Source organism: Streptomyces sp. NRRL B-1140 (assembly GCF_001280065.1).
Classification (GTDB): Bacteria; Actinomycetota; Actinomycetes; order Streptomycetales; family Streptomycetaceae; genus Streptomyces.
The window spans coordinates 52561-72869 of sequence record NZ_LGEA01000148.1 but is presented as its reverse complement, the minus strand read 5'-3'; the positions used below and the strand labels follow the sequence as shown (position 1 = coordinate 72869).

Annotated in this window: 19 protein-coding genes; 10 read left to right on the top strand and 9 right to left on the bottom strand. The window is 71.7% G+C overall.

Annotation, left to right across the window (positions count from 1 at the left end; all coding sequences use genetic code 11):
* Positions 1-103: 103 nt before the first annotated feature.
* The gene (locus tag ADK65_RS33620) at positions 104-2380 is read right to left on the bottom strand and encodes an ATP-binding cassette domain-containing protein (protein ID WP_053674911.1); all 2277 of its coding nucleotides are present in this window, start codon (positions 2378-2380) and stop codon (positions 104-106) included.
* Positions 2381-2390: 10 nt separating this feature from the next.
* Complete coding sequence (locus ADK65_RS33615; RefSeq protein ID WP_053674909.1) at positions 2391-4016, bottom strand: ABC-F family ATP-binding cassette domain-containing protein; 1626 nt, start codon at positions 4014-4016, stop codon at positions 2391-2393.
* Between the two features lie 309 nt (positions 4017-4325).
* On the opposite strand from ADK65_RS33615, the gene ADK65_RS33610 reads away from it, so the two are divergent.
* The gene (locus tag ADK65_RS33610; protein ID WP_053674907.1) at positions 4326-4976 is read left to right on the top strand and encodes a GOLPH3/VPS74 family protein; all 651 of its coding nucleotides are present in this window, start codon (positions 4326-4328) and stop codon (positions 4974-4976) included.
* 72 nt (positions 4977-5048) lie between these two features.
* Here ADK65_RS33610 and ADK65_RS33605 read toward each other — a convergent pair whose 3' ends face one another.
* Positions 5049-5465 carry an SsgA family sporulation/cell division regulator gene (locus ADK65_RS33605; protein WP_053674905.1) on the bottom strand — a complete coding sequence of 139 codons (417 nt, stop codon included), beginning with the start codon at positions 5463-5465 and terminating at the stop codon, positions 5049-5051.
* A 322-nt stretch (positions 5466-5787) separates the two neighbouring features.
* Between ADK65_RS33605 and ADK65_RS33600 the strand changes: the two genes are divergently transcribed.
* Both ADK65_RS33600 and ADK65_RS33595 read left to right on the top strand, forming a co-directional pair.
* Positions 5788-6834, top strand: coding sequence for a WD40/YVTN/BNR-like repeat-containing protein (locus ADK65_RS33600; RefSeq protein ID WP_053674903.1), 1047 nt, complete (start codon positions 5788-5790; stop codon positions 6832-6834).
* Positions 6835-6904: 70 nt separating this feature from the next.
* Complete coding sequence (locus ADK65_RS33595; RefSeq protein ID WP_053674901.1) at positions 6905-7228, top strand: hypothetical protein; 324 nt, start codon at positions 6905-6907, stop codon at positions 7226-7228.
* 10 nt (positions 7229-7238) lie between these two features.
* Here the strand turns inward: ADK65_RS33595 and ADK65_RS33590 are convergent, their stop codons facing one another.
* A complete protein-coding gene (locus ADK65_RS33590) occupies positions 7239-7532 on the bottom strand; it encodes a YciI family protein (protein WP_053674899.1) in 294 nt (97 codons plus the stop codon).
* Positions 7533-7594: 62 nt separating this feature from the next.
* Between ADK65_RS33590 and ADK65_RS33585 the strand changes: the two genes are divergently transcribed.
* On the top strand, positions 7595-8287 hold the full coding sequence (locus tag ADK65_RS33585) for an endonuclease V (RefSeq protein WP_053674897.1): 693 nt from the start codon (positions 7595-7597) through the stop codon (positions 8285-8287).
* Here the strand turns inward: ADK65_RS33585 and ADK65_RS33580 are convergent.
* The gene (locus ADK65_RS33580) at positions 8275-8469 is read right to left on the bottom strand and encodes a hypothetical protein (protein WP_053674895.1); all 195 of its coding nucleotides are present in this window, start codon (positions 8467-8469) and stop codon (positions 8275-8277) included. The two genes, ADK65_RS33585 and ADK65_RS33580, sit on opposite strands and share 13 nt — an antisense overlap.
* Positions 8470-8649: 180 nt before the next feature.
* On the opposite strand from ADK65_RS33580, the gene mmpA reads away from it, so the two are divergent.
* Positions 8650-8796 carry a morphogenic membrane protein MmpA gene (gene mmpA / locus ADK65_RS33575; protein ID WP_170320889.1) on the top strand — a complete coding sequence of 49 codons (147 nt, stop codon included), beginning with the start codon at positions 8650-8652 and terminating at the stop codon, positions 8794-8796.
* A gap of 37 nt (positions 8797-8833) precedes the next feature.
* Here the strand turns inward: mmpA and ADK65_RS33570 are convergent, their stop codons facing one another.
* On the bottom strand, positions 8834-10012 hold the full coding sequence (locus tag ADK65_RS33570) for a saccharopine dehydrogenase family protein (RefSeq protein WP_053674891.1): 1179 nt from the start codon (positions 10010-10012) through the stop codon (positions 8834-8836).
* A 91-nt stretch (positions 10013-10103) separates the two neighbouring features.
* Between ADK65_RS33570 and ADK65_RS33565 the strand changes: the two genes are divergently transcribed.
* From ADK65_RS33565 to ADK65_RS33550, 4 genes are all read left to right on the top strand, one after another.
* Positions 10104-10484, top strand: coding sequence for an MmcQ/YjbR family DNA-binding protein (locus tag ADK65_RS33565; RefSeq protein WP_053674889.1), 381 nt, complete (start codon positions 10104-10106; stop codon positions 10482-10484).
* Positions 10485-10594: 110 nt separating this feature from the next.
* The gene (locus ADK65_RS33560) at positions 10595-11740 is read left to right on the top strand and encodes a CaiB/BaiF CoA transferase family protein (protein WP_053674887.1); all 1146 of its coding nucleotides are present in this window, start codon (positions 10595-10597) and stop codon (positions 11738-11740) included.
* Between the two features lie 11 nt (positions 11741-11751).
* The gene (locus tag ADK65_RS33555; RefSeq protein ID WP_053674885.1) at positions 11752-12966 is read left to right on the top strand and encodes an acetyl-CoA C-acetyltransferase; all 1215 of its coding nucleotides are present in this window, start codon (positions 11752-11754) and stop codon (positions 12964-12966) included.
* A 34-nt stretch (positions 12967-13000) separates the two neighbouring features.
* On the top strand, positions 13001-15187 hold the full coding sequence (locus ADK65_RS33550; RefSeq protein WP_053674883.1) for a 3-hydroxyacyl-CoA dehydrogenase NAD-binding domain-containing protein: 2187 nt from the start codon (positions 13001-13003) through the stop codon (positions 15185-15187).
* Here ADK65_RS33550 and ADK65_RS33545 read toward each other — a convergent pair.
* Positions 15173-15895 carry a MerR family transcriptional regulator gene (locus ADK65_RS33545; protein WP_053674881.1) on the bottom strand — a complete coding sequence of 241 codons (723 nt, stop codon included), beginning with the start codon at positions 15893-15895 and terminating at the stop codon, positions 15173-15175. The genes ADK65_RS33550 and ADK65_RS33545 overlap by 15 nt on opposite strands.
* Positions 15896-16113: 218 nt before the next feature.
* On the opposite strand from ADK65_RS33545, the gene ADK65_RS33540 reads away from it, so the two are divergent.
* Positions 16114-17580, top strand: a complete 1467-nt coding sequence (locus ADK65_RS33540) for an amino acid permease (RefSeq protein WP_053674879.1) — start codon at positions 16114-16116, stop codon at positions 17578-17580.
* 28 nt (positions 17581-17608) lie between these two features.
* Here ADK65_RS33540 and ADK65_RS33535 read toward each other — a convergent pair whose 3' ends face one another.
* Both ADK65_RS33535 and ADK65_RS33530 read right to left on the bottom strand, forming a co-directional pair.
* Positions 17609-18496 (bottom strand): arginase family protein, encoded by an 888-nt coding sequence (locus ADK65_RS33535; RefSeq protein ID WP_053674877.1) that lies wholly within the window; start codon positions 18494-18496, stop codon positions 17609-17611.
* Between the two features lie 194 nt (positions 18497-18690).
* Positions 18691-20184, bottom strand: coding sequence for a M1 family metallopeptidase (locus ADK65_RS33530; RefSeq protein WP_053674876.1), 1494 nt, complete (start codon positions 20182-20184; stop codon positions 18691-18693).
* Positions 20185-20309: the final 125 nt, after the last annotated feature.

The window sequence follows — 20309 nt, the reverse complement described above, 5'->3', positions numbered from 1 at the left end:
CGTCGGACCAAACCACCCCATCGACCCACACCGAAGGGCCGCGCGTTGACGAGCGGTCCGACGCCCGGACCGCTCATCGACGACCGGCCGGTGCGGTCCCGGCTCACCGGCGGTGCCGCACCGCCCGCCTCAGGTGCTCCCCGGTGTACGAGCCCTCGGCGTCCAGCAGTTGCCGCGGTGTCCCCTCGAAGACGATCCCGCCGCCGTCACGGCCACCGCCCGGGCCGAGGTCGATCACCCAGTCCGCCCGGGCGACCACGTCCAGATGGTGCTCGACGACGACGACCGTGTTGCCCGCGTCGACGAGCCGGTCCAGCAGGGCCACGAGTCCCTCCACGTCCGCCATGTGCAGGCCGGTCGTCGGTTCGTCGAGGACGTAGACCACCCCGGTCCGGTGCAGTCGCGTGGCCAGCTTGATCCGCTGCCTCTCGCCGCCGGAGAGGGTGGACAGGGGCTGGCCCAGCGTCAGATACGTGAGTCCGACGTCCCGCAGGGCACGCAACCGGGGTCGTACGCCCGGGTCGTCGAAGAAGCCCAGCGCCTGCTCGGCCGTCATCTCCAGGACGTCCGCGACGGAACTGCCCCGCACGGTCAGCCGCAGCACCTCCTCCTTGAAGCGTCGCCCCTCACAGGCGTGGCAGGTCGTCGTCACCGGGTCCATGAAGGCCAGGTCGGTGTAGAGGATGCCTCGTCCCCCGCAGCTGCCGCAGGCCCCGCCGGAGTTGAAGCTGAACAGGCCCGCCTCGGCCCCCGTCTCACGGGCGAAGATCTTGCGGACCGTGTCCATGATCCCCAGGTACGTCGCCGGGGTGGAGCGGCCCGAGATGCCGATCGACGACTGGTCGACGACCACGGTCTCGCCGTGCGCCGCAGTGAACTCCCCGGCCAGGGTGCTCTTCCCGGACCCGGCGACCCCCGTGACCGCGGTGAGCACACCGGTCGGGAACCGTACGGTCACGTCCCGCAGGTTGTGCCGGCCGGCGCCCTTGACCCACAACTCCCCAGTCGGCTTCCGGACTCGGTCCTTGACCGCCGTACGGCGGCGCAGGCACCGCCCGGTGAGCGTGCCGGACGCCGCCAGCTCCTGCGGCGTGCCCTCGAACACCACCGTGCCGCCCCCGGCACCGGCGCCCGGCCCCATGTCGACGACGTGATCGGCCAGTGTGATGACGTCCGGGTCGTGTTCGACGACCAGCACGGTGTTGCCCTTGTCGCGCAGCCGCAGCAGCAGCTCGCCGAGACGGCCGACGTCCCGTGGGTGCAGTCCGAGGCTCGGCTCGTCGAAGATGTACGTCATGCCGGTGAGGCTGGAGCCGAGGTGCCGCACCGTCTTGAGCCGCTGCCCCTCACCGCCGCTGAGCGTGGCGGTCTCCCGGTCGAGGCTGAGGTAGCCGAGGCCGATCGCCTCGATGCGCTCCAGCGCGGCCACGGCGGCCGAGGCGACCGGCCCCGCCACCGGGTCGTCGATCTCCTTCAGTACGGTGATCAGGTCCGTGACCTGCATACGGGTGCAGTCGGCGATCGACCGGCCGTTGACGCGGGTCGCGAGCGCCGCCGCGTTCAGCCGGGCTCCGTCGCAGCCCGGGCAGGTGCCTTCCACCACGTAGGCGCTCACCAGGTCCCGGGTCTTCTGGCTCATGGCCGACAGGTCCCGCTTCAGGTACAGCCGCTCGAAGCGGACGGCCAGCCCCTCGTACTCGGTGGTCCAGGTGCCGCCGCTGCCGGTGACCGTGACCTTGCTGCCCGGCCGCCCGTGCATCAGGAAACCGCGTTCGGCGGTGGTGAACCGCCCGACCGGCTTGTGCGGGTCCAGCTCGGTGCTGCTGGTGTACGTCTGGCCCTGCCAGGTGCCGGCGGCGAACGGCGGGAAGCGGACCGCCCCGTCGGCGAGGGAGCGGTCCGGGTCGAGGATCCGGTCCCAGTCGGGCCGCACCGTCCGGCCGAGGCCGTCGCACTCGGGGCACATCCCCGACGGGTCGTTGAACGAGTATGCCGTCGCCGGCCCGGCGCTCGGCGTACCGTGCCGGGAGAACAGCACCCGGATCACCGAGTAGACGTCCGTCATGGTGCCGACCGTCGACCGGGAGTGGCCGCCGACCTGCCGCTGGTCGACGACGATCGCCGGGGTGAGGTGCTCCAGGCGGTCCGCGTGCGGCCGCTCGAACTTGGGCAGCCGGTTGCGGACGAACCAGGGGTAGGTCTCGTTCAGCTGGCGCTGCGACTCCACCGCGATCGTGTCGAAGACGACGGACGACTTTCCCGACCCCGAAACGCCGGTGAACACGGTCAGCCGGCCTTTCGGGATGCGGAGGGTGACGTCCTTGAGGTTGTTCTCGCGTGCTCCGGTCAGGGTGATGGCGTCGTGCGCGAAGTCGGTCATGCCTCCGACGCTAGGAGGAAAACCCGACAGCCTCTGGCGTGATTTCCTTCAGTTCTCCTTCCTCCAGCAGCAGCCAGCGCGTGATGCCGACCGACTCCAGGAACGGCAGGTCGTGACTGGCCACGACCAGCGCTCCCTCGTACGACTCCAGGGCCGTGGTGAGCTGCCGGACGCTCGCCATGTCCAGGTTGTTGGTCGGCTCGTCCAGCATGAGCAGCTGCGGCGCGGGATCGGCCAGCATCAGCGCGGCCAGCGCGGCCCGGAAGCGTTCACCGCCGGACAGCGTCGCCGCCTTCTGGTCCGCGCGGGCGCCCCGGAACAGGAAGCGCGCCAGCCGCGCCCGGACCCGGTTGTTGGTGGCGCCCGGAGCGAACCGGGCCACGTTCTCGGCGACGGACAGCTCCCCGTCGAGGACGTCGAGCCGCTGCGGCAGGAACCGCAACGGGACGTGCGTGCGCACCTCGCCCGACTCCGGGGCGAGCTCCCCGGTGATCGTGCGCAGCAGCGTCGTCTTGCCCGCGCCGTTGCGTCCGATCAACGCGACCCGCTCGGGCCCCCGCAGCTCGAAACCGCCTTTCACGCGGGTGCCGTACCGAAGCCCGAGATCCTGGAGGGTGAGCACGGTCCGTCCCGGCGGCACGGCCGTGTACGGCAGGTCGACGCGGATCTCGTCGTCGTCCCGTACGGCCTCCACCGCCTCGTCGAGCCGCTCCCGGGCCTCGGCGAGCTTCTCCTCGTGCATGATGCGGTGCTTGCCCGCGGACTCCTGCGCCGCGCGCTTGCGCGCCCCCATGACGATCTTCGGTTCGCGCTTGCTGTCCCACATCTTCTGCCCGTACCGCTTGCGGCGGGCCAGTTTGACCTGGGCGTCGGCCAGTTCCCGCTTCTGTTTGCGGAAGTCGGACTCGGCGACCCGCACCATGCGTTCCGCCGCCTCCTGTTCGATCTCCAGTGCCTCCTCGTAGGCCGCGTAGTTGCCCCCGTACCAGGTGATCGTGCCGGAACGCAGATCGGCGATCTGGTCGACGAGGTCCAGCAGTTCGCGGTCGTGGCTGACGACGATCATCACGCCCGGCCAGGACTGGACGGCCGCGTACAGCCGCCTGCGGGCGTACAGGTCGAGGTTGTTGGTCGGCTCGTCCAGCAGCAGCACGTCGGGCCGGCGCAGCAGCAGCGCCGCCAGGCGCAGCAGGACCGACTCGCCGCCGGACACCTCGCCGATGGTGCGATCCAGCTCGACGTGGCCCAGGCCGAGTTCGCCGAGCGTGGCCAGGGCGCGCTCCTCGACGTCCCAGTCGTCGCCGACGGTCTCGAAATGCGCCTCGGAGACGTCGCCCGACTCGATGGCGTGCAGGGCGGCGCGCTGTGCGGCGATGCCGAGGGCTTCGTCGACGCGCAGGGTGGTGTCGAGTGTGACGTTCTGCGGGAGGTATCCGACCTCGCCGGCCACGCGGACGGTGCCGTCGGCCGGTGCGAGTTCACCGGCGATCAGCTTGAGCAGGGTGGACTTTCCCGAGCCGTTGACGCCGACCAGGCCGGTCCGGCCGGGGCCGAACGCGGCGTCCAGGCCCTCGAAGACGGGAGTGCCGTCGGGCCAGGCGAACGCAAGGGACGTGACGGTGATGGAAGCAGACATGGAGCCTCATTCGCGGTTGCTCGAAGCGGTCAGGGGCAAACGCGTGTCGAGACACCTGCGACCGGGGGGAGGAGGCTCCATGGGTACGCCACGGACATGAAAAATGCCCTGCACCGGGAGGACGGCTCGAACGCCGAGGTCGCACGCAGCGCACACCACAGAGGGATGTGACGCGGTGTCTCAGGACCTCAGACGAGCAACGTCCTTCTCCAATCGGCGGCAACAGGACTCGTACACCGTATGAAGGCGCTGTGAGCCTGTCAACGCATTTACGCGCAACCCGATCGTCCCGCTTCGAGGAGGCCTCCCGTGCCGCACGGCCCGCTCTCGCTGCCGGCCCGGCTCTGCCTGCTGGCCTGGGACGCCGCACGTCCCGCGGCCGGCCGCACCGTGCCGTGGCCGGGCCTGGTCCGGGCCGGTGCCCTCGTCGAGCTGGCCCAGCGCGGGCTGCTGACCGACGTGGACGGTATCGCCACGCCGGTGGACCTGGACGCGAGCGCGGGTGACCCGGTCCTCGACGGGCTGCTGGAGCTCGTCCGCGAGTCCTGCCCGCACCCCTGGCGGACCTGGGTGACGCTGCGGGCGCGGGTGACCTCCGACGCCGTGCGGGAACAGTTGGTGGCCGAGGGCTGCCTGCGGGCGGAGAAGCGCCGGGTGCTCGGGGTGCTCCCGTCCGTGGAGTACGCGCTGGAACGCACCACCGTCGTGGCGGCGCTGCGGGAGGAGACCCGGCAGGTCCTCCGGGGGCCGCTGCCCGCCGGGATCTCCGCTCGCGACGCGGCGGTCGCCGTCCTCGCTGCCGCCGCGGGCCTCTTCGCGGAGAGCACCCCCGAACACCGCACCCGGGAACTGACCGAGCGGGCCGCAGCGGCGACGCCCGGATCGGGACGCATCGTCCGCGAGGTCACCGCGGCGGTCACCGCGGGGAGGTCACCGGATCCGGCAGCTGCCCGAGGATGATGCGCCGTGCCCGGTGGCGTGACGGCCGGCCGCGACGGAACAGGCGGCGCCTGCCGGCTCGAGACCGTCGGCTCAGCACGCGTCCCGCATCAGCTCGGCCAGGCCATGGTCCAGATCAAGCTGGAGATGCTCCAGACCGACCGGCACGAGTTCGCTCGTGGCCTCGAGGAACCGGCGGATCTCGCTGGAGCGGACATGGACCACCGCCGTGCCCTCGGGGGCGTGGAACTCCAGCACCGTGCGGTCGTAGCCGTAGGGGCGCACCCGCACGTCGCCGTGCCCCTCGGCGCTCTTCTGGCCCGCGGCGAGCAACTCGCGGGAGAAGGTCCAGCAGACCTCGACGCCCTCCAGCGTGGCCGGGGCGGGGAAGGTCATGCGGACCGCGAAAGGGTCACGCCGGTCGTAGTGCAGCGTCGCGGGAATGCTCGGCATACGCGGCGCGGCAGCGACGAGGCGGGCCTCCACGGGCTGCTCGATGACGATGGACAACGCCTTGCTCCCTTGTGACGGCTGGACGGACACTTCCGGGCGGATGAGGCCGGGCACTGGAAGAGACGACGGAATCAGCCAATCCGTGCACACGAGATGCGAGTGACCTCTGTCACCGCGTTCATGCACCGGAGTGACATGACTCTCCTTGTGTGCCTCCAAGGGCACTTGTGGCGTCCACCGCACCGTCGGCAGCACCCGCGAGGCCATCTGGACGGCACCCTGGGGGCGGGCTAGCTTCCCCGCCATGAGGCGCATGGGGAGCACGCGACGGACGGGACGTACACGACCGACGGGAGGAACGCGGGGCAGGGCGACGGCCATGGCGGTCTGCGGGGCGGCACTGGCGGCCCTGACCGCCCTACCGGCGCACGCGCACGCGCCCGAGCACCGTTCGCCGCACTGGGAACTCAAGGACACCGGCACCCCGCAGGCACGCTTCCGGGGCCTCGCCGCCGTCAGCCGGAACACCGCCTGGGTCGCCGGCACCGGCGGCACCGTGCTGCGCACCACCGACGGCGGCGAGAACTGGCGGAACGTGTCGCCGCCCGGCGCGGGGGAGTTGCAGTTCCGGGACGTCGAGGCGTTCGACGCCCGCCGGGCCGTGGTGCTGGCCATCGGAGAGGGCGAGGCGTCCCGGGTCTACCGCACCGACGACGGCGGAGCGACCTGGACGGAATCCTTCCGCAACTCCGACCCGAGGGCGTTCTACGACTGCCTCGCCTTCTTCGACCGCCGCCACGGGCTCGCGATGAGCGACCCGGTGGACGGGAAGCTCCGCATCCTGTCGACCGGCGACGGCGGCCGTACGTGGAAGGTGCTGCCGGACCGGGGGATGCCGGCCGCGCAGGAGGGCGAGGCCGGGTTCGCGGCGAGCGGCCAGTGTCTGGTGACGTCCGGGACACGGGACGTCTGGCTGGCCACCGGCGGGGCGGCACGCGCGCGGGTCCTGCACTCCTTCGACCGCGGACGCACCTGGACGGCCACCGACTCGCCCCTCCCCGCGGGCGACCCCGCCCGGGGTGTCTTCGCGCTCGCCTTCCGCGACCGCACCCACGGTCTCGCCGTCGGCGGCGACTTCCGCCCCGACCAGCCCTCACCGCGGGCCGCCGCCCGCACCGCCGACAGCGGCCGCACCTGGCGCCCGGCCGCCACACCCCCGCCCGCCTACCGCTCGGGCGTCGCCTGGCTCCCGCACAGCCGCACCGCCGCCCTCGCCGTCGGCCCCACCGGCACCGACCTCACCACGGACGCCGGCCGGACCTGGCGGACCGTCGACGCGGGCTCCTACGACACCGTCGACTGCACCCGGGACCACGGGTGCTGGGCCGCCGGTGAGAAGGGCCGGGTTGCCCGCCTGGAGCACTGAGCATGCGGGGTGCCCTGATCGTTGGCAGGCTGGGTACTCGTTCACTGATCGGGAAAGGAAGTGAGCGGCAATGCCACGCGGTTCGAGCTCCAAGCGGGAGCGCCAGTACGAGCACATCAAGGAAAGTGCGAAGGACCGGGGCGAGAGCACCGGCCGCGCCAAGGAGATCGCCGCGCGGACGGTGAACAAGGAACGCGCCCGCTCCGGCGAGTCCAAGACCGCCAGCCGTACCTCCACCAAGGACATGTCCTCCGGCAAGCGGGGTGGTCAGCGGTCGGGGCAGGGCTCCCAGGGGCCCACGTACGACCAGCTGTACCAGGAGGCCAAGCGCAAGGGCGTCGAGGGCCGTTCCGGCATGAACAAGAGCCAGCTGCAGCGCGCCCCGGGCAAGTGAGGCGGGCGCCTCAGAGGGTCTCGCGGTAGGCCTCCAGCGCGGGTGCCGTCTTCGTCGCCGCGAATTCGGTGACGCGGTACGCGCACACGCCCGCGGTCACGAACGGGTCCTCCGCGGCGATCGCCTCGATCCGCGCGCGATCCCCCGCGACGGCGATGATCACCCCGCCGTCGCGGGGGTTCTTGCGCCCGGACGCGAGGAACACCCCCTGCCGGTACTGCTCGTCGAGCCAGTCCACGTGGTCCTCCAGCACGGCGTCGACGGCTTCCAGCGGGGCGGTGTACGTCAGCTCCAGCACGAACATGACCGGGAGCCTACCTCCGGGCCCCTGTCCGGCTGCCGGGGAGCCCGTAGGCTCAGGCCACCATGACGACCGTACGCATCCCCGATGACTGGCCCACCACCGAGGAACAGGCCCGCGCCGTCCAGGACGAACTGCGCGCACGCGTGATCCTCGACGCGGACGGACCGCCGCCCGGAGCGGGCCGGGTGACGGGCGTCGACGTTGCCTACGACGACGAACGGGACGTCGTCGCCGCTGCGGCGGTCGTCCTGGACGCGTCGAGTCTCGAGGTCGTCGCCGAGGCCACGGCCGTGGGCCGGGTCTCCTTCCCCTATGTGCCCGGGCTGCTCGCCTTCCGCGAGATCCCGACGATCCTCGCCGCCCTCGACGCCCTGCCCTGCCCGCCCGGCCTGGTCGTGTGCGACGGCTACGGCCTCGCCCACCCCCGCCGCTTCGGCCTCGCCAGCCACCTCGGCGTCCTGACCGGCCTGCGCACGATCGGCGTCGCCAAGAACCCGTTCACCTTCACCCACGAGGACCCGGACACCCCGCGCGGCAGCACCGCCCCCCTGCTGGCCGGCTCCGAGGAGGTCGGCCGGGCCCTGCGAACCCGGGCCGGGGTCAAGCCGGTCTTCGTCTCCGTCGGCCACCGGATGACGCTGGACGACGCCTGCGCCCACACCCTCGCGCTGACCCCCGCCTACCGCCTCCCGGAAACCACCCGCAGGGCGGACGCGCTGTGCCGCGAGGCGCTGCGGGAGACCTACTCGGCCTGACCGTCCACCCGCCAGCGGCCCACCTCGCGGTACTCCGAGTCGTACACCGCCGACTCGTCGCCGGGGACGAGTTCGTAGTGGCGCAGATTGCCGGCCCAGTACCTGAGGATCCGGCCCAGCTCGCCCGCCGGATCCTTCGCCAACGCCGCGTCGTCCAGGGAAACTTCCAGAAGGAATCTCATGCCTTCAAGGGTTTCATTGAACTCCTTGTTGGGACTTTTCGAGCGGTCGCCCTAGGCGGAAGGCCGAAAGTCTCAAGCGGGGGAGAGGAGCGCGGGCCGGGCGGGGCGGGTGAATCTGAGTACCGGCCCTGAGTACCCGTACGGATGTCCGGGGGCGGCCGCGCCGACAGGCTGGGGCGCATGACAACGCACCGCGCGCCCAAGCCTGTCGCCGCCCCGACCCAGACCGTCGAGCGGGCCGTCACCATAGGGCTGATCCTCGCCGTCCTGGCCGGACTCGGCTGGATCGCCGGGATGATCTACACCCTCGCCGAGTGGCCGCTGTAGGCCACCGGCGGACCCTCAGCAGGCCCTCAGCGGCCCTTCAGCGGGCCGCCGCGACGCGGAAACGGATGCCCGCCGCGCGCAGCCGGCCGATCAGCGCGTCGCCCATCGCCACCGCCGTGGTGACCTGACCCGCCGTCTCGGGAAGGTCGTCGGAGGCCAGGCACAGCGCCGACTCGGCGAGCATCTTGGCCGTCTCGTCGTAACCGGGATCGCCGCCCGAGACCTCCGTGTACACCCGGGAGCCGCCGCCTTCGCCCACGAAGCGCACGGAGAACCAGCTCTTCGCCCGCTTCTCGGGGCTCGGCCCCTCCCCGGGCTTGAGCCGGTCCGACAACCAGCGCCGCGCGGGCGCCACCTGCGCCGCCGCGACCAGAGCGCCGACCGCCGCGACCCCGCCCATGGCGACGGGCAGATGCCGGACGGCCGCGTACTGCCGGTAGCGGAAGTCGGGGCCGTACCGTTCGAGGGCCGCCGCCGAACGCCGCACGATCTGCGGGTCGATGGTCGGCATCGGCAGCGCCCACGCGCCGACCTCCCTGGCGAACCGCGGAGCGCCCACCGGTGCCGACGTCCGCCGGCCCACCAGCCGGGGCTCGTGCCGCCGCCGGTCCCGCGCGGCCGCCGCCATCTCCCGCTGCCGTGCGAACTGGCCCAGCGCGGAGGCGAAGGTGCCGCCGGAGAAGGCCGCGTCCGCGGTGACGAAGCCCTCCACGGTCAGCGGCACGTCCTCGGGCAGCTGCCGGACGGTGAAGTACACGCCCAGGTCGTGCGGGATCGAGTCGAACCCGGCAGCGTGCACCAGCCGCGCCCCGGTCTCCCGCGCGCGGGCGTCGTGACGGACGTACATCAGGTCCACGAACTCGGGCTCGCCGCACAGGTCCAGGTAGTCGGTCCCGGCGTCCGCGCAGGCGGCGACGAGTTCCTCCCCGTACGTCACGTACGGTCCGACGGTCGTGGCCACCACGCGCGCCTGCCCGGCGAGGTCGCGCAGCGAGGCCGGGTCGCGGGCGTCCGCCCGCAGCACGTCGATCTCCGCGTCGGCGGGCAGCCGCTCCCGCAGCCGCTCCAGCTTCTGCGCGCCGCGGCCCGCGATCGCCCAGCGCAGTTCCTTCGGCGCGTGGGCGGCCAGGTACTCGGCGGTGAGCGCCCCGGCGAAACTGGTCGCTCCGAAGAGCACGATGTCGTACGGACGGTCCGTCCTGCTTTGCCTGCTCATGACACCCCTCGGTCGTGCAGCCCGTGCCGCTGTCGGTGGCCGAGGCTAGCGTGAGGGGTGCGGAGCCCGACGACGAGCCCGGAGGACCCTGATGGCCGTGCCCAGGAATGCCCTGAAGAAGTGGGAGAAAGTGCGCGCGTTCGCGCTGGGGCTGCCGGATGCCGTCGAGGAGTTCCCCTGGGGCGAGTCCGTCGCGAAAGTCAACAAGAAGGTGTTCGTCTTCCTCGGGGTCCAGGACGGCAGTTACCCCCTGGGGGTGACGGTGAAGCTCACCGACGAGACGGCGCACGCCCATGCGCTGGCCTGCCCGGGCGCCGAGCCCGCCGGGTACGGCCTGGGCAAGGCGGGCTGGGTGTCCATCCCCCTGGAGCGGCAGGGCGCCCCGGCCGCGGAGGTGCTCTGCGACTGGGTGGAGGAGAGCTACCGCGTCATCGCTCCGAAGCGGCTGATAGCCGCGCTGGACGGGGCCTGACCTCGTCCGGCAGATTGCTAAGCGCTTGCTCGTTCAGGTCTTGTGCCGAGTGGAACACGTTCTTAGCATCACTGGTGTTACATCAGATGTGTCACAGCAATGGGGGCTGGATGACCACGGCAAGGACGCCAGGACACGGCCCGCTCACCGGCGTGCGCGTCGTCGAGCTGGCCGGCATCGGACCCGGCCCGTTCGCCGCCATGCTCCTGGCCGACCTCGGGGCCGACGTCGTGCGCGTGGACCGCCCGGGCGGCCCCGGCCTCGGGATCGACCCGGCGTACGACGTCACCAACCGCAACAAGCGCTCAGTGGTCGTCGACCTGAAATCACCCGAGGGCCGGGATCAGGTGCTCGACCTCGCGGCCCGTGCCGACGTCCTGGTCGAGGGCTACCGCCCCGGGGTCGCCGAACGCCTCGGCGTCGGCCCCGAGCCCTGTCACGCACGCAATCCGCGTCTTGTCTACGGCCGCATGACCGGCTGGGGCCAGCACGGCCCGCTCGCCCGGCGCGCCGGGCACGACATCGCGTACATCGCCCCCACGGGCACCCTCGGCATGATCGGCAGTCCCCAGGAGGCACCGCCTGCCCCGGCCAACCTGCTCGGCGACTACGCGGGCGGCTCCCTCTACCTCGTCGTCGGCGTCCTCGCCGCCCTCCACCACGCCCGCGCGACCGGCACCGGCCAGATCGTCGACGCCGCCATCGTCGACGGGACGGCCCACCTCGCCACGATGATCCACGGCATGCTCGCCGCGGGCGGCTGGCAGGACCGCCGCGGCGGCAACCTCCTGGACGGCGGCTGCCCCTACTACGGCACCTACGAGACGGCCGACGGCCGGTACATGGCCGTCGGCGCCCTGGAACCGCGCTTCTACGCCGAGTTCCTCTCCCTCCTGGGCGTCGACGACCGGGCCGAGGCCCGCACGGACGTCACCCGATGGGACGCACTGCGCGAAGAGATCGCCGCCCGCTTCAAAGCGCGGACGAGGGACGAGTGGACGGCCGTCTTCGATGGCTCCGACGCCTGCGTGGCGCCCGTGCTGTCGCTGCGCGAGGCCCCACACCACCCGCATCTGGCCGCCCGCGGCACCTTCACCGACCACGGCGGCATCACCCAGCCCGCCCCGGCCCCCCGTTTCTCCGCGACCCCGACCACCGTCCGCACCGGCCCGGCCCGGCCGGGCGCCGACACGGCGGACGTCGCCCGGGACTGGGACGTCCCCGGGCTGCTCCCGTCGTCCCGCACCTCTCAGTGAAAGGCCTCCTCGTGAGCACCGAAGCGTATGTGTACGACGCGATCCGCACCCCGCGCGGCCGCGGAAAGGCCAATGGAGCCCTGCACGGCACCAAGCCCATCGACCTGGTCGTCGGACTCATCCACGAGATCCGCGCCCGGTTCCCGGACCTGGACCCGGCCGCCGTCGACGACATCGTCCTCGGCGTCGTCGGCCCGGTCGGCGACCAGGGCTCCGACATCGCCCGGATCGCCGCCATCGCCGCGGGCCTGCCCGACACCGTGGCCGGTGTGCAGGAGAACCGCTTCTGTGCCTCGGGCCTGGAGGCCGTCAACCTGGCCGCCGCCAAAGTGCGTTCCGGTTGGGAGGACCTCGTGCTCGCGGGCGGCGTCGAGTCCATGTCCCGGGTGCCGATGGCCTCCGACGGCGGCGCCTGGTTCAACGACCCGATGACCAACCTCCAGGTCAACTTCGTGCCGCAGGGCATCGGCGCCGACCTCATCGCCACCATCGAGGGCTTCTCCCGGCGCGACGTCGACGAGTACGCGGCCCTCTCCCAGGAGCGGGCCGCCACCGCGATGAAGGACGGCCGCTTCGAGCGGTCCGTCGTCCCGGTCAAGGACCGCAGCGGTCTCGTCGTCCTCGACCACGACGAGTTCCCGCGCCCCGGCACGACGGCGGACTCCCTGGCCAAGCTCAAGCCGTCCTTCGCGGACATCGGCGAACTCGGCGGCTTCGACGCCGTCGCCCTCCAGCAGTACCACTGGGTGGAGAAGATCGACCACGTCCACCACGCGGGCAACTCCTCCGGCATCGTCGACGGCGCCTCGCTCGTCGCGATCGGCTCGAAGGAGGTCGGCGAGCGCTACGGCCTCACGCCCCGCGCCCGGATCGTCTCCGCGGCCGTGTCCGGTTCCGAGCCGACCATCATGCTCACCGGCCCCGCCCCCGCCACCCGCAAGGCCCTCGCCAAGGCGGGACTGACCATCGACGACATCGACCTCGTCGAGATCAACGAGGCGTTCGCGGCGGTCGTCCTGCGCTTCGTCAGGGACATGGGCCTGTCCCTGGACAAGGTCAACGTCAACGGCGGCGCGATCGCGCTCGGCCACCCCCTCGGCGCGACCGGCGCGATGATCCTCGGCACCCTCGTCGACGAACTCGAGCGCCAGGACAAGCGCTACGGCCTCGCCACGCTGTGCGTCGGCGGCGGCATGGGCGTCGCGACCATCGTCGAGCGCATCTGACCCCCTCCCGACGGATCACACGGAGCACCTCCACATGAGCACTGAGTCCACCACCATCCGCTGGGAACAGGACCGCACCGGCCTCGTCACCCTGGTCATCGACGACCCCAACCAGTCCGCGAACACCATGAACCAGGCGTTCCGCGACTCCCTCGCCGCCGTCACCGACCGCCTGGAGGCCGAGAAGGACTCCATCCGGGGCGTCATCATCACCTCCGCCAAGAAGACCTTCTTCGCCGGCGGCGACCTGCGCGACCTCATCCGCGTCACGCCCGAGACGGCGCAGGAGCTGTTCGACGGCGGCATGGCCATCAAGCGGAACCTGCGCCGCATCGAGACCCTCGGCAAGCCCGTCGTCGCCGCCCTCAACGGCGCGGCCCTCGGCGGCGGTTACGAGATCGCGCTCGCCTGCCACCACCGCATCGCCCTCGACGCGCCCGGCTCCAAGATCGGCTGCCCCGAGGTCACCCTCGGTCTGCTGCCCGGGGGTGGCGGCGTCGTCCGCACCGTCCGCCTGCTGGGCATCGCCGACGCCCTGCTGAAGGTCCTCCTCCAGGGCACCCAGTACAACCCGCGCCGCGCCCTCGACAACGGCCTCGTCGACGAGGTCGCCGACAGCCAGGAGGACATGCTCGCCAAGGCCCGGGCCTTCATCGACGCCAACCCGGAGTCCCAGCAGCCCTGGGACAAGCCGGGCTACCGCATCCCGGGCGGCACGCCGGCCAACCCCAAGTTCGCCGCGAACCTGCCCGCCTTCCCGGCCGGCCTGCGCAAGCAGACGGGCGGCGCCCCCTACCCGGCCCCGCGCAACATCCTGGCCGCCGCCGTCGAGGGCTCCCAGGTCGACTTCGAGACCGCCCAGGTCATCGAGGCCCGCTACTTCGTGGACCTCGCGGCCGGCCAGACCTCGAAGAACATGATCCAGGCGTTCTTCTTCGACCTGCAGGCCGTCAACTCCGGCGCGAACCGCCCCAAGGGCGTCGAGCCCCGCACGGTCCGCAAGGCCGCAGTCCTCGGCGCCGGCATGATGGGCGCCGGCATCGCCTACTCCTGCGCCCGCGCCGGCATCGACGTCGTCCTGAAGGACGTCTCCCTGGAGGCGGCCCTCAGGGGCAAGGCGTACTCCGAAAAACTGTGCGCCAAGGCCGTCGCCAAGGGCCGTACGACCCAGGAGAAGGCCGACGCGCTGCTCGCCCGCATCACCCCGACCGCCGAGGTGCAGGACCTGGCCGGCTGCGACGCCGTGATCGAGGCGGTCTTCGAGGACACCTCCCTCAAGCACAAGGTGTTCCAGGAGATCCAGAACGTCGTCGCCCCCGACGCGCTGCTGTGCTCCAACACCTCCACCCTGCCCATCACCGCTCTCGCCGAAGGTGTCGAGAGGCAGACCGACTTCATCGGCCTGCACTTCTTCTCGCCCGTCGACAAGATGCCGCTCGTCGAGATCATCAAGGGCGAGCGCACCGGCGAGGAGGCCCTGGCCCGGGCCTTCGACCTGGTCCGGCAGATCAACAAGACGCCGATCGTCGTCAACGACTCGCGCGGCTTCTTCACCTCCCGCGTCATCGGCCACTTCATCAACGAGGGCGTCGCCATGGTCGGCGAGGGCATCGAGCCCGCCTCCGTGGAGCAGGCGGCGGCCCAGGCCGGCTACCCCGCCAAGGTGCTGTCCCTGATGGACGAGCTCACGCTGACCCTGCCCCGCAAGATCAGGGCCGAGTCGAAGCGCGCGGTCGAGGAGGCGGGCGGCACCTGGACGGCCCACCCCGCCGAGGCCGTCATCGACCGCATGGTCGACGAGTTCGGCCGCACCGGCCGCAGCGGCGGCGCCGGCTTCTACGACTACGGCGACGACGGCAAGCGCACCGGCCTGTGGCCCGGGCTGCGCGAGCACTACACCAAGCCGGGCTATCGGATCCCGTTCCGGGACATGCAGGAGCGGATGTTGTTCTCCGAGGCGCTGGACACCGTCCGGCTGCTGGAGGAGGGCGTGCTGACCTCCGTCGCCGACGCCAACATCGGTTCCATCTTCGGCATCGGCTTCCCCGGCTGGACCGGCGGCGTGCTCCAGTACATCAACGGCTACGAGGGAGGCCTGCCCGGCTTCGTGGCGCGTGCGCGGGAACTCGCCGAGCAGTACGGCGAGCGCTTCACCCCACCCGCGCTGCTGGTGGACAAGGCGGAGAAGGGGGAGCGCTTCAGCGACTCAGCCCGCGCCTGACCCGCCGGACTCCGACGGCCCGGTGAGCCACTCGCCCAGCTCTTCCCTCAGCGACCGCTGAAAAGCGGTGAGGAGCGCCTGCACCACCAGCGGGTGCATGTGCGCCGACAGGGACCACACGTCCCGCGCGTCACGCTCCGCCACCTCACCGCGGAAGAGCAGGGACAGCTCCCGGGCCGCGGCGCAGGCGTGATCGACGAGGACGGTGCGCGCCGTGGAGATCGCCTGCTGGGACAGCGGTACGTCCAGCAGTCCGGCGCCCAGCCGGAGCAGACCGAGATCGGCCTCGTACCCGCCGTCCGCGGGCCGGACCACGCCCATGGCGACGAGCCGCTCGACGTCCTCGTCGCCCAGGGGCCGTCCGGCCCGCCGCTCCAGCTCCGCCCGGGTGACCGTCTCGACGGTCTCCGGGGCCCAGGACGCCACCACGGCCCGGTGGATGGCGAGGTCGTGCGCACTGAGGTCCGGCGGCAGTTGCCGCAGGTAGCGCTCGATGCCGGCCAGTGTCATGCCCTGCTGCTGCAACTCCTCGATCAGCGCCAGCCGGGCCAGGTGCTCGCGCCCGTAGTGCCCCACCCGTCGCGGCCCGAGCACCGGCGGGGGCAGCAGCCCCTTCGTGCCGTAGAAGCGGACCGTGCGCACCGTGACTCCGGCCCGGGCCGCCAGCTCGTCGATCGTGAGGGTCGGCTCCTCGGTGTCGGTCGTCATGTGCAGCAGTATCGCTGTCTCACCAGTGCTGTGAAACCTCCGGTGCCCCAGGTGAAGGTGCTGTGAGAAGTCGCGCTCTGTGACGTATGCCACCGCGTGAGCCGCGGAGGGTGGGGGAAGGTGGCCCCTTGGTCTGTGCCTTTACCGAGGGCGCGGACCTTATGTACGTCCGGAAGCCGAGCGCGACCCGCTCGGGAGCACCAGAGAGTGGATCCACCGTGAGCAAGGACGCCGTGAACACGGCAGCAGCCGCATCCCGCAGTGACGCGGCCCAGGTGCCCGCGGACGCGGGCGACGCCGGCTACAGCAAGGACCTCAAGCCCCGCCACGTCAACATGATCGCCATCGGAGGCGCGATCGGCACCGGCCTCTTCCTGGGGGCGGGCGGCCGCCTGCACAACGCGGGCCCGGCCCTGGCGATCGCCTACCTGGTCTGTGGCATCTTCGCCTTCTTCGTGGTCAAGGCCCTCGGGGAGCTCGTGCTCTACCGTCCCTCCTCGGGCTCCTTCGTGTCGTACGCGCGCGAGTTCCTCGGCGAGAAGGGCGCGTACGTCGCCGGCTGGATGTACTTCCTGAACTGGTCGACCACCGGCATCGCCGACATCACCGCGATCGCGCTCTACACGCACTACTGGAGCCTGTTCACCGACATCCCCCAGTGGGTGCTCGCGCTGGTCGCCCTCGCGGTGGTCCTGGTGGTGAACCTGATCTCGGTGAAGATCTTCGGCGAGATGGAGTTCTGGTTCTCGATCATCAAGGTCGCGACGCTCGTCGGCTTCATGCTCATCGGCATCTTCCTGCTCGCCACGCAGCAGAAGGTCGGCGGCGGGACACCGGGCCTGAGCGTCATCACCGACAACGGCGGCGTCTTCCCGCACGGCATGATGCCGGTCGTCCTGGTCATGCAGGGCGTGATCTTCGCGTACGCCGCGCTGGAGCTGGTCGGTGTCGCCGCGGGCGAGACCGCCGAGCCGGAGAAGGTCGTCCCGCGCGCGGTGAACTCGATCATGTGGCGCGTGGGCCTCTTCTACGTCGGCTCGGTCGTCCTGCTCGCCCTGCTCCTGCCCGGATCGGTCTACTCGGCCGACCAGAGCCCCTTCGTCACGGTGCTGTCGAAGATCGGCGTCCCGGCCGCCGGCGACGTGATGAACCTGGTGGTCCTCACGGCCGCCATGTCCTCCCTCAACTCCGGCCTGTACTCCACGGGCCGCATCCTGCGCTCCATGGCGATGGCCGGCTCCGCGCCCAAGTTCACCGCCCGCATGAACCGCAGCCAGGTGCCCTACGGCGGCATCCTGCTCACCTGCGCCGTGTGTGTGCTCGGCGTCGGCCTGAACTACCTGGTGCCCTCCCAGGCCTTCGAGATCGTGCTGAACGTGGCCTCCCTCGGCATCATCAGCACCTGGGTGATCATCATGATCTGCCATCTGGTCTTCGTCCGCCGCGCCAAGGCGGGCCTGATCAGCCGCCCCTCGTTCCGTCTCAAGGGCACCCCGGTCACGGAGATCGCCACGATCGTCTTCCTGCTGGCCTGCCTCGGCATGATGTGGAACGACCCCGAGGTCGGCCGCAAGACGCTCCTGCTCGTCCCGGTGATCGCGGTCATGCTGGTCGCCGGCTGGTTCGGCGTCCGCCGCCGGGTCTCGCAGACGGCGGAGCAGGAACTGTCGCAGTTGACGAAGTAGCGGGGCGGGGCCCCTGGCAGCCGTCGGCTCAGCCCTGGCTGTCGAAGGCCCCTGCCAGGCAACCGGCGAGGCGGTGGGCCAGGGTGCCGTCGGGGTCCAGCCGGGGGTTGAAGATCGTGACGGTGAGGCCGACGGCGCCGCCGCCGGACAGGGCCGTGCGCAGGACGGTCTCCAGCTCCTGCCAGGTCAGGCCGTCCGGCTGCCGGTAGTCGACGGCGGGCATCAGCGCGTCGTCCAGCACGTCGACGTCGAGATGGACCCAGTACCCGGCGTCCGCGCCGCCACCGCTCAGCAGCTCGACCGCCCGGCGGGCCGCATCCGCCGCCCCCAGCGCACGCACGGTGTCCAGTTCCATCGCGTGCAGCGCGGGCGGCAGCGGCTGCATCCCGTGTCCCGCTGACTCCTCCGCGTCCCGGAAACCCAGCGCGACGACGTCCTCGTCCCGCACGAGCGGACCCCGGCCCTCGAGGTCGGCCAGCACGCGAGGGCCGCGCCCGGTGGCGAGGGCGAGTTCCATGGAGGCCACCTCGCCGGCCGGTTCGGCCGAGGGCTGGTAGAAGTCGGAGTGGCCGTCCAGGAAGAGCAGGCCGTGCCGGTCGCGGCGGCGCAGCGCGAGCAGGGTCCCGAGCAGCACGCTGCAGTCGCCGCCCAGCACCACGGGGAACCGGCTGCCGTGGAGGACCTCGCCCACCGCGTCGGCCAGCGCGACGGAGTACGCGGCGATGCCGCCCGGGTTCAGTAGACCCGTTCCCGGATCCCGCTCCGAGTCGTACGGCGGCGGCTCGACCCGCCCGGCGTGCACCGCCCCGAGCGCCTCGGCCAGCCCCGCCCCGAGGAGCGCCCCCGGCAGGTCCTCCACACCGGTGGGGCGCAGCCCGAGCGCGGAGGGGGCCTCGATGATCGCCAGTTTCCGCAACGCCGGCTCCCTCGTCAGCGGCCGCGGCCTCACTCGTCACGGCGCATGAGCTCACCGTAGACGGCCGGGCCCCGTCCGGCAGGCCGGGTACCTCCCGACGGCGGGGCGCCGACGCCGCGGCCCGGACTGCACGGGACTCACCTGCGCGGCCCAGGCCCCGGGCCGGGCCGCGCAGGTCCCCCCGCTCGACGACGTCAGTGCCGGTGCACCCCGTTCGTCGCCGCGATCCGCTTCCACGACCTGGGCTGGGCCACGCCCTTCGACGCCTCGGCCACCGCGGCGGCCCGGGCAGCCGGTGCCCCCGGCTTCGACCGCTGGAACAGCCAGGTGTCGAACAGGGCGGCCAGCGGCTTGCCCGACACCTCCTCCGCGTACCGCTGGAAGTCCGCCACCGACGCGTTGCCGTGGGCGTACTTCGACGGCCACCCCCTGAGGATCGCGAGGAACGCCTCGTCGCCGATCCGGTTGCGCAGCGCCTGGACGGCCAGTGCGCCACGGTCGTAGACCGCGATGTCGAACTGGTTCTCCGGGCCGGGATCCCCTGGCTTCACCGTCCAGAACGGGTCGTCGGCGGGATGCGAGGCGTACACATAGTCCGCCAGTTCCTGCGCCGTGCCTTCGCCCTCGTGCTCGGACCACAGCCACTGTGCGTACCGGGCGAAGCCTTCGTTGATCCAGATGTCCTTCCAGCCCTTGAGCGACACCTCGTCGCCGTACCACTGGTGGGCCAGTTCGTGGACGACGACCGACACGTTCGACCCGTTCGCGAACTGCCGCGGGCTGTAGAACGGCCGGGTCTGGGTCTCCAGCGCATATCCGGTGTCCGTGTTCGGCACGTACCCGCCGAGCGCGTTGTAGGGGTACGGCCCGAAGTACCCCGCGAGCCAGTCCGCGATCTCCCCGGTCCGTTCGATGCTGGCCCGGGCCGCCCCGGCATTGGCGCCGAGATCCTTGCTGTAGGCGTTGAGGACCGGGATGCCGCCCTCGGTCGTGCCGGTCGTGATGTCGAACTTCCCGACCGCGAGCGTGGCGAGGTACGTGGCCTGCGGCTTGTCGGACCGCCAGTTCCAGCGGGTCCAGCCGAGCTTCGAACTCTTGGACTGGAGCGTGCCGTTGGAGATGGCCTGCGTGCCGTCAGGGACCAGCACGGACACGTCGTAGGTCGCCTTGTCCAGCGGATGGTCGTTGCCCGGGAACCACCAGGCCGCCGCCTCCGGCTCGTTGGCCGCGACGCCCCCGTCCGGCGTGCGGTGCCAGCTGGTGAAGCCGTAGGCCTGCTTCGACGACGGCACCCCGCTGTAGCGCACGACGACGGTGACCGGCGCCCCCTTGGCCAGCGGGCTCTTCGGTGTGATCTCCAGCTCGTGCTCGCCCGAGGTCCGGAACGAGGCCTTCGAGCCGTTGACCCGTACCTCGGCGACGTCCAGCAGGAAGTCCAGGTTGAAGCTCGACAGGTCCTGGGTGGTGCGGGCCACGAGGGTGGCCGTGCCCTCCAGCTCGTCCGAGGCCGGCCGGTACTTCAGCCGGAGGTCGTAGTGGGAGACGTCGTATCCGCCGTTGCCGTAGGCCGGGTAGTAGGGGTCGCCGATACCCGGCGCGCCGGGGGAGCGGGAGGCGGCCGATGCCGGGATCGCCAGCAGGAGAACGGTCGCCGCCAGGGCTCCCGGCGCGATGATTCTGCGGTGCACGCAAGGCTCCAAGTCGTAGGTTCCCGAGGTCTTCCGGGGTCTGTCCGGAGCCTATTGACTCCCTGCGCCCCCAATCATGTCCATGACCTCCGCTGTCACACGATCGCCATTCGGCCGACATGAGA